This is a genomic window from Paenibacillus sinensis (assembly GCF_019904155.1).
Taxonomy (GTDB): domain Bacteria; phylum Bacillota; class Bacilli; order Paenibacillales; family Paenibacillaceae; genus Paenibacillus_AQ; species Paenibacillus_AQ sinensis.
Genome location: NZ_JAHCMB010000200.1, coordinates 43,511 through 62,478 on the forward strand (window position 1 = coordinate 43,511; position 18,968 = coordinate 62,478).

Sequence of the window (18,968 nt, forward strand, 5' to 3'; positions counted from 1 at the left end):
ACCGCCGATATAAAGGTAAAGGTTCGAAATCGGAAGTTCGTTTTAGGCCTAAGGAAGGAGACACGCCTTTATGATCAGAGGTTTATACACGGCAGCCGCTGGAATGGTGACTGAACAGCGCCGGCACGATACGGCTACCCAGAATATCGCCAATATGAACACAACCGGGTACAAACAGGTTGAAAGCTTGAATCATTCGTTTCCGGAGGTGCTCATCTCCGCGATGCAGAATGGAACGACGAAGCCGATCGGCAAGCTGAATACGGGGGTTTTTGCAGAGCAGTCCATGTCGAAGTTCATTCAGGGCGATTTGGTCAACACGACCAAGACGACCGATTTTGCACTGTCCAGCGATCTTAGTGTCACTGATCCCACAACCGGACAGAACATCATATTCGATCAATCCGGCAAATATATAGATGCGCAGGGCCAGGTCACTTACCAGCCGCAAGCATTCTTTACGGTACAGGATACAGACGGCAATCAGTTGTATACACGCAATGGCTCGTTCACGGTCGATGCTACCGGCAATCTCCTGAGCTCGGGAGGCTACAAGGTACTTGGCACGAACGGGCAGCCGGTCAATGTTGGCGGTCTCCGTTCTGTGGACGACCTTCGTGTAGATGACGCGGGACGTGTCATCAATGCCGCGACGGGAGCCGATACCGGCATCCGCCTGGGCGTCAGCATCGCGACTAATCCGCAGAATCTGGTTCGCGACGGCAACGGGGTGTTCCACGCAGACGATCTGGGCACGGCGGGCATCCGCTATGCGGCGGCTGGAGACAATGTTCAGGTGCGCCAGGGCTACATTGAGGGTTCTAATGTCGATGTTACACAGGTCACCGTGGATCTGAATGCAGCCTATCGGGCCTACGAAGCGAATCAAAAGGTGGTTCAATTCTATGACAGCACGCTGGACAAGGCCGTTAACAGCGTCGGCAAAGTATAGGGGGAAATTAACCGATGAATAACTCGACAATCGGCGCAGCCGTAACCATGGCCACCCTTCAGCAGCGTCTGGATCTGATTTCGGACAATATCGCGAATATGAACACGGCGGGCTACAAGAGCAAGGAGGGCTCCTTCGAGGATGTGCTGACACGGGTGCAGCAGCAGTCGAAGGACTATGATTTGGAAGGCCGCAGCACGCCTCTCGGATTTGACCTGGGCTTTGGCGTACGGATTCCCCAAATTACGACGAGCTGGGAGCAGGGGCCGCTGCAGGAAACCGGCAAACCAACTGATCTCGCGATTCAGGGCAATGGCCTGTTCGCGGTGCAGGTGGACGGAGTTACGACTTATACGCGCCAAGGCGATTTTCATTTTACGCCGGACACTGCCAATCCGGACAGAATGGCCCTTGTAGATAATACCGGAAATCCGGTGCTGGATACGACAGGCAAACCGCTGACCGTACAGAAGGATGCCAGCGTAGCGATTGACGAGAACGGCAACGTGCTGCTAAAGAAAAGCGAGAACGATCGGGCGACACTGGCAGGAAGATTGATGCTGGTTGAGCCGAAGAACGAAAATATGCTGCAGGCGGTAGACGGAGGCCGGTTCGTCCTGGCGTCAGGCGTTACGGCCGGACAGGCCTTCGTTCAGCGCCAGGCCGGAGAGGCTGGCGGACCGGCGATCCGGGCCGGCTGGCTTGAACAGTCCAATGTCGATCTGAATAAGGAAATAACCGACATGATGCAGGTTCAGCGGGCTTATCAGCTTGCCGCACGGGCCCTTTCATCGAGCGACGCGATGCTCGGACTGGCCAATAGTATGAGCAAGCTATAATATGAGCAAGTAGGTGAGGTAATGGGCCGTCAGGGAGACGAGCGGTTGAAAGAAGAAGGACAATTGACTGAGGATAAGAAGCCGGTCAGACGCAAACGGTCAACGTGGACTATAATTCAATGGTTTTTGATCCCCCTGTTGCTCCTGCTGGCTCTGGGCGGCGGCATGGCCGCCGGTTATGTGATTCTTGGCAAAAAAGAACTCAGCGATGTGTTCCACTGGAGTACCTGGAAGCATGTATACGATTTGGTGTTTGCGCCATGACATGCGTTTTAAGCCTAAATAAGCATGAGTAACTCCCTTGTACAAGGGAGTTTTCTTTTTTATACTGGAATATGTATAATGATGGGGAGCTTGGGATGGCAAAAGGGCCCTCTCCGCTTAATAAGCAGGAAGACCCCTTATCTTAACCTCCACTTCTGCAGCAGGTGAAGGATAACTATAATTCTTGCCCGGAGCTGCACGATTTATGCGTTTCGGCGAAGAATTAGGCGCTGCGCATGCTGAAGGCGGCAAGCCTTCGTATAGGTTCGGAAGGAGAATTGTTCATGCTGGATGTCAATCAGATTCAGGAAATTATCCCACATCGTCCCCCGTTTCTGCTGGTGGACAAGATCATTGAAATCGAGATGGGCGTACGAGCGGTAGGCATTAAAAATGTCACCGTCAACGAGCCTTTCTTCACAGGGCATTTTCCGGGGTTTCCCGTGATGCCGGGCGTTCTGATTACGGAAGCTCTGGCACAGGTTGGTGCGGTGGCGATTCTGGGTGTCGAAGCCAACCGGGGGAAAATCGGATTCCTGGCAGGGCTCGATGGTTTCCGGTTTCGCGGACAGGTCAGACCCGGAGACACGCTCCGGCTTGAGGTTGAGATTACCCGCCTTAAGGGCAGCATCGGCAAAGGAAAAGCGATTGCCAAAGTGGAAGACAAAGTTGTGGCCGAAGGCGAAATCATGTTTGCCTTATCCTGAGCATTCAGGATACATTCGCAATATGGCATTTTCATGCTCTGCTGATGTTGTGGAAATGGCATTCGCGTCTAAATTAAATCAATCTTATGAAGGAGAGATTTACCTATGACCCAATTGAGTCCAAATGCTGCGGAGACGCTGGAACGCTGGCTGCAGGCTCCGTCCGTTGACGAGGCGACCAAGCAAGAACTGCACGCTCTAAGCAATGATCCCAAGGAATTGGAAGAACGCTTTTACCGTGATCTGGAATTCGGCACCGGCGGTCTGCGCGGCGTTATCGGTGCGGGCAGCAACCGGATGAACCGTTATACCATCGCCAGAGCAACGCAGGGATTCGCCAATTTCATTCTGGAAACACATAAAGGAGAAGGCCTTCCTTCAATTGTAATCGCACATGACTCCCGCCGCTTCTCTCCGGAGTTCGCGCTTGAGACTGCACTTGTGCTTGCTGGCAACGGGATCAAGGCTTATCTTTACCCATCCCTCCGTTCGACCCCTCAACTGAGCTTCAGTGTCCGCCATTTGGGCGCATCGGGCGGGGTCGTCATTACAGCGAGCCATAATCCGCCTGAATATAACGGCTACAAGGTTTACAATGGCCATGGCGGCCAGCTCGTCCCGGATGAAGCGGAGAAGGTGATCTCTTACATATTCGATGTCGATTCCTTCACTGGCGTTAAGCGCTCCACTCGGGAAGAAGCGGAAGCGGCCGGACTGCTGCAATGGCTGGGCGAGAAAGAAGATGAGGCCTTTACGGATACGGTGGCAGCGGTCAGTGTCGGACGCGCCGATATCGCCGCAGGACTTGGCAGTAATTTCAAAATCGTCTACACGCCGCTGCATGGAACAGGCAATTTGCCGGTCCGGAGCGTACTGAGTAAAGTCGGATTCACCGAAGTGCATGTCGTACCGGAGCAGGAGCAGCCGGACTCGGAATTCTCCACGGTCAAATCTCCGAACCCGGAGGAGCGGGAAGCCTTTACGCTGGCTATGAAGCTGGGCGAAGAGCTCGGAGCCGATCTTCTGATCGGAACGGACCCGGACGCAGACCGCATGGGCGCCGTTGTACGGGATAACGAAGGTAAATTCGTTGTTCTGTCCGGCAATCAGTCCGGAGCACTCATGATCCATTACTACCTGAGCCGTCTGCAGGAACAAGGCAAGCTGCCGAGCAACGGCGCGGTCGTCAAGACGATCGTGACCAGTGAAATGGGCGCAGCCGTTGCATCCCATTATGGCGCAACCATTTTCAACACACTGACAGGCTTTAAATATATTGGCGAGAAGATGACGCAATTCGAAGCTTCGGGCGAATACACATATCTCTTCGGCTATGAGGAAAGCTATGGATATCTCGCCGGCAACTATGCGCGTGACAAAGATGCCGTTCTGGCCTCCATGCTTATCGCCGAAGCGGGCGCGTACTATAAAGCCCAAGGCAAGACACTGTACGAAGTGCTTCAGGAGCTGTATGAGCAGTTCGGATACTTCCTTGAGAGTCTGGAGTCCCGTACGCTGAAAGGCAAGGACGGAGTTGCCCAGATTCAAGGTATCATGAGCGACTGGCGGCAGAATCCGCCGAAGGAAATCGCCGGCGCTTCCGTCAGCGAGGTGCTCGATTACTCGGTCGGCCTGAACGGACTTCCGAAAGAAAACGTACTGAAATATCTGCTGTCCGACGGATCATGGTTCTGCCTGCGTCCTTCGGGAACAGAGCCGAAGATCAAGGTATACTTTGCCGTTCGCGGAGAATCGCTGGATGACGCCAAGTCGAAGGTAGCCGCTCTCACCCAGGAAGTTATGGGGCGTGTAGACGGCAGCTCCAAATAATACGGAACCAGATAATGATATAAGGGGAAACGGCTCCCCGATCTTAGGATCGGGTGCATAGCCGTTTCTTTTTTCGGAATCGTCTGGAGGTAGTCCACATGGGCGTGTGGATAGAATGCCGCTCTCGCGTGGCTGGCCTCTACAGAGGATTCGTCAAGGAATGAGGAGGAAATGTTGGTGCAACAGAAATGGCAGCGTTGGAATGTGCGCGCTAGAAAGTGGCTCTGGCTCCTGGTTCTGATCGGATTGATCGGAGCACTTCCGGTGGCAGGCAATCGCCTGCAGACGGAGAAGTCATCCAAGACCGTTGAGATCGTATTTGATTATCGGGATTTGGTGGAAGCAGCAAGCTACCGTGCGAATCCGCAGGATTATATCTCCGAGCAGCTGAATCGGTTAAAAGATGCGGGCGTAAACAGTATGGCTGTGTACGAGAGTACACTGGACGATTACCGCAGAGCCCGGAGAGTGATGTATTGGGGTGCGCAGGACATTGCGAATTTGACGGACAGCGTCATCCCGCAAAATGAGAACTATACGTACGTCCTGTTCACAAGCCGGGAGAATTATGATCAGCTCGCGCCTACGATCCAGGATACCTTTAATGGGCTGGGAATTACGACAGAGGATTGGGATTTCCGTGGACAGCAGGGCATGATTATCAAGACGCCTCTGGAAGATGCGCTGTTGAAGCCTTTGGCACCGGATGAAGCGACATTGGACATGTTGAAGGCAAAAGGATTCAGCATCGTTCCGAGACTGGTCGATTCCCTGCCATATAATGAAGAAAAAATGAACAAGCTGATGGACCGGTTTGAGTCGCTCGGCGTTACCCGGGTTTTGTTCGAAGGCGACTCGGTCAAGGGCTTCAACGATGATGAGGACAAGCAGAGCCTCTCTGCATTCGCCAAGCTGCTGAAGGATCATGGAATCGGCGTGGCGACCATCGAGAACCTGAAGCAGCAGCAGAAGGGCTTCAATAAGCTTGCCTATATGCTGAACTATAACGTCGTTCGTCTGTACTCGCTAAGTGAGAAAGATTCGACTCTGAAGCCGGAGACGATTGTGGACCGGTTTGCACTGGCCACCAAAGACCGGAATATCCGCATGCTCTATCTCAACACAGCTCCGACCCGAAATACAGCTAAGGCTGAAGTCCAGGACTCGGTCGACAACCTGATCACCAGCCTCAGTGGTCCTGATGGGGCGATCAATAAGATCAAGAGCAACGGATTTAAGATGGGTACGGCTACCGCTTTTGATGTGGTGGATTCCTCTTATCAGCGTTACTTGAAGCTTGTCGCTGTTATCGGCGCCGTATCGATGGTTGCTCTTATGATTTCCTACTTCATTCCTTGGCTGACGCTGCCGGCCTGGATCGTCGGTCTTCTCGGAAGCGCAGGTCTGCTTCTGTTGAAGCCGGTGCTGTTCGAGCAGGCGCTTGCTCTCGCAGTGGCAATAAGCGCTCCGACCGTGGCCGTTGTCATGGCGGTCCGCAAGCTCAACGCATCGGGTCCGCCGCTGGCGGGCGAGGTGCAAGGGGGCGGTGGACGGAAGGACCGCATTGTGGAGGCTTTTTCCGCGGCAAGTCCTCAGCGCCGTCTGCTGCAGAGCTTGATTCTTTATGTGATGACTGCGGTGATTTCGCTCAGTGCAGTGCCGTTTGTGATCGCACTTCTGAACAACATCACCTACAGCCTTTTGCTCAACCAGTTCCGCGGCGTAAGTCTTCTTCATATTGCACCAATCGGGCTTGTGGCAATTTATGTCCTGCTCTACCGAGGCGAGTTCGCCTTGAACAAGACAGGCAAGCTGCTCCGGACGCCGGTTACGCTCGCAATGGTTATTGCGGCCGCCGTGCTTGGCATTGTTGGTCTGTATTACTTGAGCCGGACCGGCAACAGCGGTACTGCAAGCTCGTATGAACTGGCTTTCCGAAATTTCATGGAGAATACCTTCGGTGTGCGTCCGCGAAGCAAGGAATTTCTTCTCGCTCACCCGATGATGGTGCTTGGAGCTTTCCTGGCGCTTAAATACCGGAGGGCCACTTACTTGATGATTGTGGCGGTTATCGGTCAGCTGTCGATGATCGATACCTTTGCCCATATTCATTCGCCTGTTCTGATCTCGCTTGTCCGCGGACTGCTCGGTCTTGGACTCGGAGTTATTCTGGGTGTGATCGCGGTACTCGTGTGGCAGGTTGTGGAAGGATGTTGGAAACGATGGTCGCCTCTCCAAAAAAGATAGTCCTTTCCGGATACTATGGCTTCCGCAACAGCGGGGATGAAGCGGTGCTTCAATCGATCCTGAATGCGTTAAGACGCCAATCCGAAGCTGCTGGAGTGCTGGTTGAGCCGATTGTGCTGTCTATTGATCCAGCATGGACTTCATCCACCTACGGTGTGCGGGCCGTCCACCGGATGAAGTTATCCGAGGTGCGGAAGGCGATCGCGGAGAGCGATGGGCTGATCAGCGGCGGCGGAAGCCTGCTGCAGGATGTCACAAGTCCCAAATCCGTTCCTTATTATCTCGGCGTGATCAAGCTCGCCCAGTGGATGGGGAAGCCGACATTCGTGTATGCCCAAGGCGTCGGTCCCGTTCAGCGCAAGTTGTTTCACTACATGATTAAATCGGTCTTTCAAAAATGTTCGTACATCTCTGTGCGGGATGAGCAGTCCAGAGATTTACTCTTGTCCATGGGGATAAAGCGGCCAGCAATAGAGGTTGTACCAGACCCGGTTATGGGGCTTTCCGTCCCAAGAGCCGGTACGACGGATGAAGCATCCAGAACTGGCAGCACGGAAACCGCTGGGAAGGCGGTGCTGCCGGTTATCGGTGTCTCAGTGCGGTTCTGGGAACAAGACCGGAAGGAACTGGATGCCATTGCCGAAGGACTCCGCCAAGTGTGTCTTGCGCTTCCGGTGCATATACGGTTCCTGCCGTTTCATCTTCCCGCCGATGCTGAAGCTTCCCGGTACTGCATGGACAAGATCGGCAATGTTCAAGATAGCGGCAGCGCCGTCAGCATATGTGAGGGAACGGAGCATCCTTACGAGATGCTTCGGGAGGTTGAAGCCTGTCAGGCCCTGCTCGGCATGCGGCTGCACAGTCTGATCTATGCTGCAGGGCAGCGTGTACCGCTGCTAGGGGTATCCTATGATCCGAAGATCGACCATTTTCTCAGCCGTATTGATTCCGTACCGGCAGGACGCACAGGATCGCTTGATAGCGGCGCGGTTTCGGAACAACTGCTCCGGCTTCTGCGGGACGGAGAGTCCTGGCGCCGGCAGCGGGAGCCGTTGATCGCCTCGCTTGTCCAGGAGGCTGAGGCTCCTGCGCGGCACATTATTGATGATTTCAGGCATAAAGGGTGATTGAAAGTGAAGGTCTCGGGTAAAGTGCCTACGGTAACGATTTTTGGAATACCGGTATCGAAAATGGATATGAAGGAAACCGTTAACTATTTAATAGAAGTAATTCGTTCCAGAACACCCCATCAAGTCATAACGGCCAACCCGATCATGGTGATGTCCGCGCTGGACAGCCCCGCCTATATGGACATCATGTCTTCGGCGGAGCTTGTCGTTCCGGACGGAACCGGAGTTGTATGGGCGGCCCAGCGAGGCGGGAATCCTGTTAAGGAACGGGTTCCCGGATATGATCTGCTGCATGAATTGATGAGAGTTGGGCAATCTTACGGCTGGCGCGTGTATTTGCTGGGATCTACTCCCGAGGTGATTCGGGAAACCGCAGACCGGTTACAGAAGCAATATCCTGGAATCGTTATTGCGGGTTACCGGGACGGCTTCTTCGGCGCATCGGAAGATGAGGGCGTCATTGGCAGCATTCTGGAAGCAAAGCCGGATCTGCTGTTCGTCGCGAGGGGAGCGGATACGCAGGAACCCTGGATAGCCAAGTATAAATCGCAGCTTGGAATTCCGGTTATGATGGGGGTAGGCGGAAGCTTCGACGTCATTTCCGGGAAGACCAAAAGGGCTCCCGTTGCCTTCCAGAAGCTGCGCCTGGAATGGTTCTATCGGCTTCTGAAAGAACCTACCCGGTATAAAAGAATGCTTGCGCTGCCGAAATTCGCAGTAAAAGTGGTGCGTGAGAAAGATAGCGTGACCTAATTCAGTGTTATCGGGAAATTCCCCATCGAACCATCAAAAATCGCCTGAATTCGGACTTGGAATTTGTTTTTGGATGAGAGTATAATTCAATGCGGTAGAGAAATGGGGGTTGACTAAACGTATGCTAATCATATACATCGCCGGATTTATCGTCTGCATGGGGCTAGCGTTATTCTTGACGCCGCTGGTTAAGAGACTTGCTCTTGCCATTGGCGCCACGGACGTACCAAATGCCCGCAAGGTGCACACGAAGATTATGCCGCGCCTTGGAGGCCTGGGAATTTTTCTGGCGTTTGTGATAGGACTTCTTGCCATATCGCCGTTTATTACGTATGAATTCTCCACCCGCGATATGAACTTCATCAAAGCGCTCCTCAGCGGCGGCGGTCTTATCGTGCTGCTCGGCGCACTGGACGACAAGTTCGAACTGTCGGCCAAGGTGAAGCTGTTGGGCCAAATCGCCGCAGCATGTATCGTGGTGTTCGGTTTCCATATTACCGTAGACTTCGTAAATATTCCTTTTCACAATTCCTACTCCTCGCTGGAGAGCTGGATCGCCATTCCGCTTACGATTTTCTGGATTGTCGGTGTAACGAACGCCGTTAATCTGATCGATGGATTGGACGGGCTTGCAGCCGGAGTATCCGGCATCGCGATTGCAACAATCGCTACGATGGCCTTTTTGATGGGCAATGTCATGGTTGCGCTAATCTGCCTGCTCCTGCTGGGCAGCATTGTAGGCTTCCTGTTCTTTAACTTTCATCCGGCCAAGATTTTTATGGGAGATACCGGTTCCCTGTTCCTCGGCTTCTGCCTGGGCATGCTCGCTCTGCTTGGATTCAAGCAGATTGCGGTAGTGTCCTTCATCACTCCGCTGTTGATTATCGGCGTACCGCTATCGGACACTTTTTTCGCGATTGTGCGCCGCAAGCTGCAGAAGAAGCCGATCTTCGCTCCGGACAAAGGACATCTGCATCACTGTCTTCGTGAGCTGGGCTTCAGTCACCGTCAAACGGTATTGATCATTTACGGGATTGCCGCGTTCTTCGGTGTTCTGGCTGTCATTCAATCTTCGTCGGCCATGTATGAAGCGAACTGGGTAACCTTTGTGGTAATTTGCGTGATGCTCTTCTTCCTGCAGATCGGCGCAGAAGTCATCGGTTTGGTAGGACAGACGAAGAAGCCGCTTCTTAACTTGCTCTCGAGAGTCTTCATGAAAGTAAGCCCTGAGAAAGGCTCCAAGTCCTGATTTCTGAGTTGTGAACTGCTGAAAACCGAATTTATAGTAGACAAGCCCCATTCCTTTTGGAATGGGTTTTTTGTGTTTTGTTAAAAATTTGCTAATTATTGCGGGGGGATCAGCCGATATATAGAAAAGGAAGTAATATAACGCCCAATTATCCATTTTAGATCAAATAAAAAAGCAGTAGGAGGTTTCACAAGTGAAGAACAGATTCAAGTCGATCGGCAGTTTCATTCTGGCAGCTGTAATCCTGCTGTCGACTCTCTCGGCATCGGGGGCTGTACAGGCTGCAGGGCAATACTTTTCGTTTACCAAATTCAGTACAGACCAGAACTCACCGACATCTGTCAACACAAGCACCGTTGATGTCGAAGGGACCTTTAATGGCGTGTCTGCCGACAGTATCTACTATAAAGTGGATGGTTTAATTAATGGTACCGCGGTAGCCGGTGCGAATGGCACGGATGTCAAGCCAACAATTACGAACGAGAAATATTTTACATTTACCAACGTTCAGCTGACGCAGGGACTTAACCGGATCACGGTCTATGGTACAACTTCCGATGGAAGCATGGTCAGCAGCGAGGCCTATGTCAATTTCTCCAACGTGCCTGCGATTTATAACATTGCTCTGCCGGATGGTACTTTGCTTAACGAAAGTGCGCCCACATTGGTAAATACACAAGGATTGACAGTGATGCTGGAAGCGCCGAACGCCACTGAGGTTATGCTCAACTCCTCGAAGATGTATGGCGGCGGCAGTGCGACCTTTGTCATCGCCGATTACAAGTTGAACCCCGGATATAATAAGCTGACATTCGTGGCGACAACAGATGGCGGAACCCGGACATACTCCGTAACCCGCGAGGTCATTTATGCTGCTGCAGGAAGCGGGACTCCGTTCAACACCAAGATTGGCACAACAGCCGTCGATACGGGAACAGTCATCTCTTCGGCTTCGGGCGTGCTTAACGGCTCCATTATCTTCCCGGTGCCTGAAACGGCGGTTTCCAACCTGACCGCACTTACTTTCACGATTAAGAACACAGATACCGGTGTCGTAGTTGTTTCGAATGAGGCGGCGACAGTGAGTGCTCCGACTACCACTGGTAATTTTATTAAATTTGGTTATACGGGCACGACAAATTTGAATTTGACTGACAATGGCAATTACACTATCTACTTTAATGGAAGCTATGACAGCAAGAGCATCTCTTCCGTTGATTTTAAATTCCGGAACAGTTCGACGCCATATATTACAGATGTCCAACAAGTGTATAGCCCCACTGTATCTGGTACGAGCGTATCTTATACCTCTGCAGGAACTTTCAGTGATAATACCAGCCTGTTCCAGCTTCCACTGTGGCTGCTTGTTAAAACAAGCGATGCTACCCCGGATACTTTGAGTACCGTATTGTTGAGTACAGTTCCTGACGGTAGTTCAACAGCCAGCCCAGTGCTTGCTTCAACGTCATATACGAGTAATGATGGCGGTTATCGGGTATTCAAGATCACCAGCCTGCCAACCGGTAAACAGACGCTTCATATCACGGTGGGCAGCGGAGCCAATACAGACAGCCGCTACATTCCGATCAACTATGTATCGGCGCCATATATTGAGATCAGCAATCTGTACAATAACCAGGTATTTACCAGCGCAAGTGATTTCGCTTCGGTCCAGGGTAACCTTATTAATTTCTTGGCGTCAGACATTAATTCGTTGAAAATTTCGATTAATGGTTCTACAACCAGCCTGACCCCGGCGATTGATGCAACTACGAAGAATACATTTAATTTTTCCACGGCCAGCAATGCTCTCTATTCCCTGGTTGAGGGAGCAAATAAAATTACGATTACAGGGACAGCTAATGGGGTCCCCGTAACCTCCAGCGTCAACGTATATTTATTCTCGAGCAATTTGCCTAAATTGGTAAATGTCACCCCTCTCCCCGTTGATCAGACGAGTGATCCTGATCAATTGTTTGTCGAGACGGGCAAGCTTCAATACACGACGAATCAAAAGAACACAGATATCCAGTTCACGACAGGCAACTCCGACGAGGTTGTTGTTAGTGTTGATGGATCACAGATCCTGAAAGCAGCCTGGACTGGTACGGTCTGGAGCGTGTCATGGACTACGACAACACCAGGTACGTTATTGACCCCTTCAGCTCGGGACGGTGTGTTCACGCTGAAGTCGCAGGCTTTGCCGACTACAGGACTCCGGACCTTCGTTATTTCGGCGCGGCTCTCAACTTCGACAGTCTCGCAAGCTCTACAGATTACACGTGAGGTTCCGCCATACAAACTACTGTCGCCTAAGCTTCCGAACGAGAGCGTAATTAAGCAGAACTTTGTGGATGTAAGCATTCAGGCAGAGGGCGCTGATAGTGTAGTTATCGGCAAGACTGCACTGGTGAAGGGCAAAGAGGATATTTTTCGGACCGAGCTTAAGGGCTTGAAGAAAGGCGTTAATACAATCAAATTTACAATCACCAACGGCACACAGAAGACAAATGGAACATTCAGCATCACCTATTCGGATGAAGTACTGCAGGGAGCTCAGCTTAAGACGACGCTGAATTCTTCTGGCAAACTGAGCGCTTTCCAGAATTCGGTTGTCATTAACTTCCCGAAAGGCACTATGCTGCGGGATGCTTCGCCTACACCGGGAAGCAGCAACACTCGCCAAATCAACCTGTTCAATGATCAGTATATTTTGCTCGGTATTGCCGACAAGCAGGACGGTCGTACGGTCAAGCAGTATAATCGCGTGGGTGAAACTGATGTTAGTGGTGCAACTCTCGTTTACCAAGATGGACAGATCACAGCTGTTGACGCCAACTCGTTGGCAACCACATACCTGACACCTAAAGTACACTATGGGTACGCATCTAATCTGTACTGGATTGATCCCGGTTATTTTGTACCGAGCGCTTCATTGAACGATTACACCACGGTCGTGTCTTCCCATCCCTATAAGGCAGGAAACGAATTTTATTCCGGGCATAAAGGAAGATGGATGGAGCCTACTCAGCAGGGAACCATTACCTTGAAATATGATTCGGCGATAGCCAACGCCGCAGCTTCCAATCTGTCAGTGTGGAAAAATGTAGACGGAACCTGGTACAACATGGGCGGCACCGTCAACACGGGCAGTAAGACCATCACCGCCAAATTTGATGGGTTTGGTTACTACACCGTTATGGGCCTGCGGTACAGCTACGATGATATTGTCGCTCACCCTACACTGAAAAATGAACTGGAAACAGTGCTGGCAAAAGGGATTATGAATCCTAAAGACAATAATGAGTTTGGCGTATACGACAACATGACACGCGGCGAATTTGCCACAATGCTGGTGAAGATTATGGGCATCCAACTGGACTACGAAGCCGATCAGACAAAAATGACGTTCGCGGATGTTCCGATCAGCAGCAATGTTCTTTGGGATTACCGTTACATCGAAACAGCCGTTCGAAAAGGACTGATCAAAGGAACCGCTCCTCGCGTATTCTCACCGAATAATGCTCTTACCCGGGAGGATGCTGCGGTTATGATCGCCAGAGCGATGAACCTGAAGCTGGGTACCGTTGACAAGGATCTGGCCACGCTGCAAAAACAGTTTACGGATAGCGGCTCCATTGTATCCCAATATTCGGTACCGTCCATTTTGGCGGTATACAAAGCCGGAGTTATGCCGGGAATCGCCAACAAGCTTGTTGCAGGCCAGAAAAAAGCAACCTACCGCTTTGATCCACAGGCGAAATTCACGCGGGCCGACGGAGCGGGAATTGCGTACCGAATGATGGTGAAAATGAAGAAGCTGTAATTCGTGGCTATAAAGCTTGGATGCAAGCTGCAATGGAAGCCTCGCTCCTGACCTGGAGTGAGGCTTCCTTGTATGTTTCCAATTACATTTCTTTGAAATCTGCATCGCTTTACGTTACAATGGCATAAGTAGGCGTTAGAATACACTCAAAGCTAGAAGGAGAACGCAAGATGAAACCGATTTTATCCAAAGCTCAGATCGATTATATGAAAGCCAAGAATAAGTTTGAGAATACAGCAAAAGTGATGGAGAAAGAGATTGCCGCTAAACGAGCGCTTCAGGAGATTACCCAGGAGGTTATGGAGGAGCTTGTTCAAGCTACCGGATTTCATGATTCCTATAACGAACTTATACTGGCCGAGAACGCGTTGATCGACTGGTCCCACACCACAATCAAACACGAGAAGACATATAAAGAGAACAAGGCGGCGATCGATGCTCTCTATACTAATGTGAATTCAAGTCCTGAGAAGCGACAGGAGCTTATTCAGCTCTCCATGAAAATTCGATAATTAGCTGTCTTCAGTGATGCTGGACAGAATTCATATATACTAACAACAGCTCTTTTCCGTTTATATACTGCGGATCAGAGCTTTTTTTATTGGCCCGATTAGTCCAGTTCTTCAGTTCAATTGCGTTCAGCCAAAATTCAGAAAGTCCCGTTATTCTGACAGAGGTGATTTTAATAGAGATTTTCGTCGTTTGACCATGCTAAATATTGTTTATTAACTTAACAAATATTGCATGTAACGTAATCAAGGGAAACGTGCTATACTCGTTTCCGGGGCTAGCCATGTTTTGATTATATTACCGAAAATGGACGCAGGCGCCCATGGATCACTTCCCCAAAAAAAATTTCAAAGAGGCGCAACTTTTGAGAAACTGAAGCGTCTAAGATGTAGGGTAACAACAAAGCACGCTGAACTAATAAACCGCATTTATCGGTTGGAAAAATTAGCTTTACGTGACTTAAGGCACATTGTATAATACTAAGGTAGAATTAGGAATCTAGTATTGTCATGCCTTGAATGTATTTACCAGTTTCTGTGATACCCGTCACAGACATTATTTATACTTAATTTGCTCAACTCGGGAAAGGGGGTGCATCGGCTAATGAGTGACATGAGCTACCCAACTAAACAAGAACCACAGTTCATGAATGTTCAAGGAGGAGAAAAAAAGGTTATGAAGAAAATTTTGTCCGTAGCACTGTCTACAGCAATGGCATTCTCGATGTTTGCCTCTGTAGCATTCGGTGAAACAGCAGCAACACCGCAAGATAAATTCGACGCTCTGAAAGCAAAGGGCATCCTGAACGGATATCCGGACGGCCAGGCTCATCTTGAGAAGGATCTGACTCGCGCTGAGTTCGCTAAGATCGTTACCAAGCTGTTCAACCTGACTGAAGTAACTAACAAGCTGTCCTACAAAGATAAAGGATACAACGCCAAGAACTGGGCTGTTCCTTACATCGAAGCCGTTACTGCAGCTAACCTGATGCAGGGTAAAGATACTGTTAAAGGTATCTTCGACTACAACGGTAAAGTAACAGTTGAAGAAGTGGCAACCGTTCTGGTTCGCGCTCTGAAACTGGAAACTCCTGCAACTACTGACAACAATGCATCCGCTTGGGCTAAGGGTTATGCACAGGCTGTAATCAATGCTGGTTACATCTCTGCAAGCTCGAACTTCAAGGGCAATGCAACTCGTTCCCTGGTTGTTGAAACTGCATACGCGATCAGCACTGCTACAGCTCAACCGGCTGTAACTGCCGCTGAAGCTAATAGCCCGACTGAAGTTGCTGTGACTTTCGCTAACGGCAAATCGACAACTGTTACGCTGACAACTGCTCTGGTTGAGGGTGTAGAAACGACGATTCCTGCCTTTACGTTCGAAGGCTTCACTTACAACAATGTTAAAGTAACTCTGGCAGCTCCTAAGGTTGTCTCCGTTACGACTCCGAACGCCAAGCAACTGGTTGTTAAATTCAACCGTGCGATCGATGCTTCTTCGCTGATCTCCAGCGACAAGGTTAAGGCTGGCGTAATTCAAGCAGTTTACCTCAACGGAGCACCTGCTGTAACCGTTGATGGCGCTTATGTTACCCTGAACGCAGGCGGTAATGAAGCAACGATCACTCTGCCTGGTCTGGAATACCTGAAGGGTCAATACACTGTTGTTGTAACTGACGCAGTTAAGACGACTACAGGAACTAAGTTCCCTGCATTCACTAGCCTGATCACAGTTGCTGATACTACGGCTCCTACTGTAGCTAGCGTTTCTGCCGTAGCTAAGACAACAACTACTTCTGTAACTGTACAGTTCAGCGAGCCGGTTAAATCGGCTGGTATCATCGCTTATGTTAACGGCGTAGCTTCTGCTGCAACGGTAGCATCTGATACTTATGATACTTTCACACTGACGACGGGAACACTGAACAGCGGATCCACTTATGATGTATCCCTGTTGAACGTAACCGACTTCGCCGGTAACGTAGCTAACCCGAACCCGATCAAGACGACTGTAACGGTAGCTTCCGATACAGCTGCTCCGACGATCGCAAGCATCACTCCGGTTAGTGACAAATATGTTGACGTTAAGTTCAACAAGAAAGTAAACTACGAGTCCTTCGTTGCTAACGTTCGTCTGCTGGATGCATACGGCGACAGCAAGGGAACATTCAGCGTTGTAACGACTTCCAACAAGGATACGATCAGACTGCAAGTTCCTGCAGGCTTCTCGCTTCCTTCTTCCGGAACGTTCACTGGATCGATCGTATTCGGCGCTTCCGTTAAGGATACGCTGGGCAATACTCTGGGAACAGCTCTGACTCAACCGATCACAATCACTAAGGATACAACTGCTCCGACTGTTGCTAGCGCAGTATACACTAGTGGCAAGGGTCTGGTTGTAACGTTCTCTGAAGATGTAACGAGCTTGACTGGCGCTCCTACGCTGATCAGCGAATCTACTGGTCAAATCGTATCCACTAATTATACTGGTGCGGTTGTAGACGGTGCTACCGTTACTTATCCGAACGTTACTGGCCTGAGCGGCAACTACACTCTGCGTCTGCCAGCAGCTCTGGTAACAGACATCTCCCTGTCTGCTAACAAGCTGTCTGCAACAGCTGTGACTGTATCTGTAGCAACTTCCTCGACTACTGACTACACAAGACCGGTAGTAACAGGAATCACTTACACAGACAGCACTTCCGCTGACGACGTAGTTGTAACTGTAACTGCAACTGACGAAACTGGTCTGAACGTTGCAACTCTTAAGGATCTGAACAGCTATACTCTGGGTGCAAAAGCACTGCCGAGCGGATCCTATATCTACCTGACTAGCTCCACTGGCACCAGCACTGCTCCAACTGCTGCAACAGTGAAGGTCATTATCCCTAAATCCGCTATCAGCGAAACTAAGGCTTATGACTTCGCAGCTGTAGGTATTGCAGATACGGCTGGCAACGGTGTACTGGCTAAAGTACAGTCCATCACGCTGACTGACCGCGTTGCTCCTACGCTGACTTCGGCTGCTGTATCCACTGGTGATTCTACTGTACTGGTTCTCGGATTCTCCGAAACAGTTAAGAATGTAGATGCAGCTGACTTCTCGTTCACGATCAACGGTGTTGCCACTACGGCTACCGGATCTCTGTACACAGTTAAGAATGTTACTGCAGGCGCTGGTAACGACGCTGGCAAGTACTATGTAACATTCGCTAAGGCTGACGGTACTCTTCTGGACCTGAACGCTAACAACATCAACACCCTGAACGTTAAGGTTGTTGATACTGCAACAATCGTTGATGGCGCTGGTAACAGCATCACAACTGGCACTTCGGTTGATGCCAAGTAAGCTTCCTTACCGAAGCAAGAATAGCCTCTTCGGAGGCTATTCTTTTTTTATATCCACTCTTCAAGGAGGAGCTTCATGAAGCCTTATGTGAAAGTATCGATCGCCGCCGGTCTTCTTGTGACCGCTATTTGGGGAGGTTCCCTTCTTAGCAATACAGCTCAAGGTGCTGATGTAGGAAACCAGCCGGGTACTGCTGATGATCCCGTAGTCACGAAAAGTTATGTTGATCAGCAGATCCAAAAAGCGCTTCAGGGGGGCGCAGTTGTTTCAACTCCCGCAGCTACACAAACCCCTACGGCAACGGCTTCACCCACTGCTCCAGCCTCAACTTCGAGCATGGATAGCTCGATTGTTGATGTCAAACCCGGTCAGACCTTGATTGCTTCGGCAGGCACCGAATTTATTGTACGGGCAGGTAAAGCGGTTATCGTGTCACAGGATGCCAATGGGGTTGCTGACTTGACGGATGGTCTGGATTTAACCAATGGACAAGTTGCCCCGCAGAACCATTTATTATCTTTTCCAAGAGACGGACGCGGCATTACCGTACAATCTGGACAAACACTGGGTCTGGTGGTGATGGTCCGCGGTGGGTACACGTTGAAGTAATATTAGCTTTGTCTTTTTCATCGGGGTTTATACAAGATGCAGTACAGTTCCTCATTATTTCCAAGGCTTAGCCATCCAAAACGTACAGTTTTTTCAGCGAGTCAATTCAATCAGGCGTGAGCACAATACTTCTGTAATTATCATTTTTGCAGGAGGTATGCGACATGGCACGTGGAAATCGAAAGGTAGTACCAGAAAGCAAGGAAATGCTGAAGCGCATGCAATTTGAAATTGCCTCTGAATTTGGCTTATACGAGCCTGTTTCGACAGCGGGGGCCGACACGGAGTTCGCGTCCGAACTCGGGATGACGGGGGCTTCTGGTATCATGCAAACCCCTTATTTGGGTCAACTGACTTCCCGGGAAAATGGCTCCGTTGGGGGAGAAATCACAAAGCGGCTTGTGGCGCAGGCCGAACAGGTCCTTTTCAAATAAGAATCCCGGCAAACAAGAATTATTCGCAATTGGAACGGCGGGCTATCTTCTTAAGAAGACGGTTCAGCCGTTTCTTCTTGTTCGGAATCGGTTTCCCTTAGATTGACAGCCAAAGTCAAATACGATAAGATGACTTTTGAGGAAAACCGACCTTTTCTATAAGGAAAAGGTTGATTTTTTGAAATATAAGAATTCATACCTTCAAGCTAAACTTGGCCTTATATTTCCCGAAAACACTTATCAGCAAAAGATGCGACAGACTTTATT

14 protein-coding genes are annotated in these 18,968 nt (G+C 50.3%); all 14 read left to right on the forward strand.

The window, feature by feature from the left end:
• Window positions 1–70: 70 nt before the first annotated feature.
• The 14 genes from KIH86_RS25075 to KIH86_RS25140 all read left to right on the forward strand — a co-directional run bounded on the left by KIH86_RS25075 (window position 71) and on the right by KIH86_RS25140 (window position 18,701).
• Window positions 71–952: a flagellar hook-basal body protein gene (locus KIH86_RS25075; RefSeq protein ID WP_223081257.1), complete on the forward strand. Its 882-nt coding sequence runs from the start codon at window positions 71–73 to the stop codon at window positions 950–952.
• Window positions 953–966: 14 nt separating this feature from the next.
• Entirely contained in the window at window positions 967–1,791 is an 825-nt protein-coding gene (locus KIH86_RS25080; protein WP_223081256.1) for a flagellar hook-basal body protein, read from the forward strand.
• 45 nt (window positions 1,792–1,836) lie between these two features.
• Entirely contained in the window at window positions 1,837–2,055 is a 219-nt protein-coding gene (locus tag KIH86_RS25085; RefSeq protein WP_407672351.1) for a DNA-directed RNA polymerase subunit beta, read from the forward strand.
• Window positions 2,056–2,339: 284 nt separating this feature from the next.
• Window positions 2,340–2,762, forward strand: a complete 423-nt coding sequence (gene fabZ, locus KIH86_RS25090) for a 3-hydroxyacyl-ACP dehydratase FabZ (protein ID WP_223081254.1) — start codon at window positions 2,340–2,342, stop codon at window positions 2,760–2,762.
• A 105-nt stretch (window positions 2,763–2,867) separates the two neighbouring features.
• A complete protein-coding gene (locus KIH86_RS25095) occupies window positions 2,868–4,592 on the forward strand; it encodes a phospho-sugar mutase (RefSeq protein WP_223081253.1) in 1,725 nt (574 codons plus the stop codon).
• A 177-nt stretch (window positions 4,593–4,769) separates the two neighbouring features.
• A complete protein-coding gene (locus KIH86_RS25100; RefSeq protein WP_223081252.1) occupies window positions 4,770–6,839 on the forward strand; it encodes a DUF5693 family protein in 2,070 nt (689 codons plus the stop codon).
• On the forward strand, window positions 6,815–7,966 hold the full coding sequence (gene csaB, locus KIH86_RS25105; protein ID WP_223081597.1) for a polysaccharide pyruvyl transferase CsaB: 1,152 nt from the start codon (window positions 6,815–6,817) through the stop codon (window positions 7,964–7,966). Before KIH86_RS25100 ends, csaB begins: the two co-directional genes overlap by 25 nt.
• 63 nt (window positions 7,967–8,029) lie before the next feature.
• Window positions 8,030–8,722: a WecB/TagA/CpsF family glycosyltransferase gene (locus KIH86_RS25110; protein WP_223081594.1), complete on the forward strand. Its 693-nt coding sequence runs from the start codon at window positions 8,030–8,032 to the stop codon at window positions 8,720–8,722.
• 121 nt (window positions 8,723–8,843) lie between these two features.
• A complete protein-coding gene (locus KIH86_RS25115) occupies window positions 8,844–9,971 on the forward strand; it encodes a glycosyltransferase family 4 protein (protein WP_223081251.1) in 1,128 nt (375 codons plus the stop codon).
• Between the two features lie 193 nt (window positions 9,972–10,164).
• Complete coding sequence (locus KIH86_RS25120) at window positions 10,165–13,797, forward strand: S-layer homology domain-containing protein (protein WP_223081250.1); 3,633 nt, start codon at window positions 10,165–10,167, stop codon at window positions 13,795–13,797.
• 170 nt (window positions 13,798–13,967) lie between these two features.
• Window positions 13,968–14,309, forward strand: a complete 342-nt coding sequence (locus KIH86_RS25125) for a hypothetical protein (protein ID WP_223081249.1) — start codon at window positions 13,968–13,970, stop codon at window positions 14,307–14,309.
• A gap of 601 nt (window positions 14,310–14,910) precedes the next feature.
• On the forward strand, window positions 14,911–17,658 hold the full coding sequence (locus tag KIH86_RS25130; RefSeq protein ID WP_223081248.1) for a beta strand repeat-containing protein: 2,748 nt from the start codon (window positions 14,911–14,913) through the stop codon (window positions 17,656–17,658).
• A gap of 75 nt (window positions 17,659–17,733) precedes the next feature.
• Window positions 17,734–18,267, forward strand: a complete 534-nt coding sequence (locus KIH86_RS25135) for a hypothetical protein (protein WP_223081247.1) — start codon at window positions 17,734–17,736, stop codon at window positions 18,265–18,267.
• A gap of 164 nt (window positions 18,268–18,431) precedes the next feature.
• On the forward strand, window positions 18,432–18,701 hold the full coding sequence (locus KIH86_RS25140) for an alpha/beta-type small acid-soluble spore protein (protein ID WP_223081246.1): 270 nt from the start codon (window positions 18,432–18,434) through the stop codon (window positions 18,699–18,701).
• Window positions 18,702–18,968: the final 267 nt, after the last annotated feature.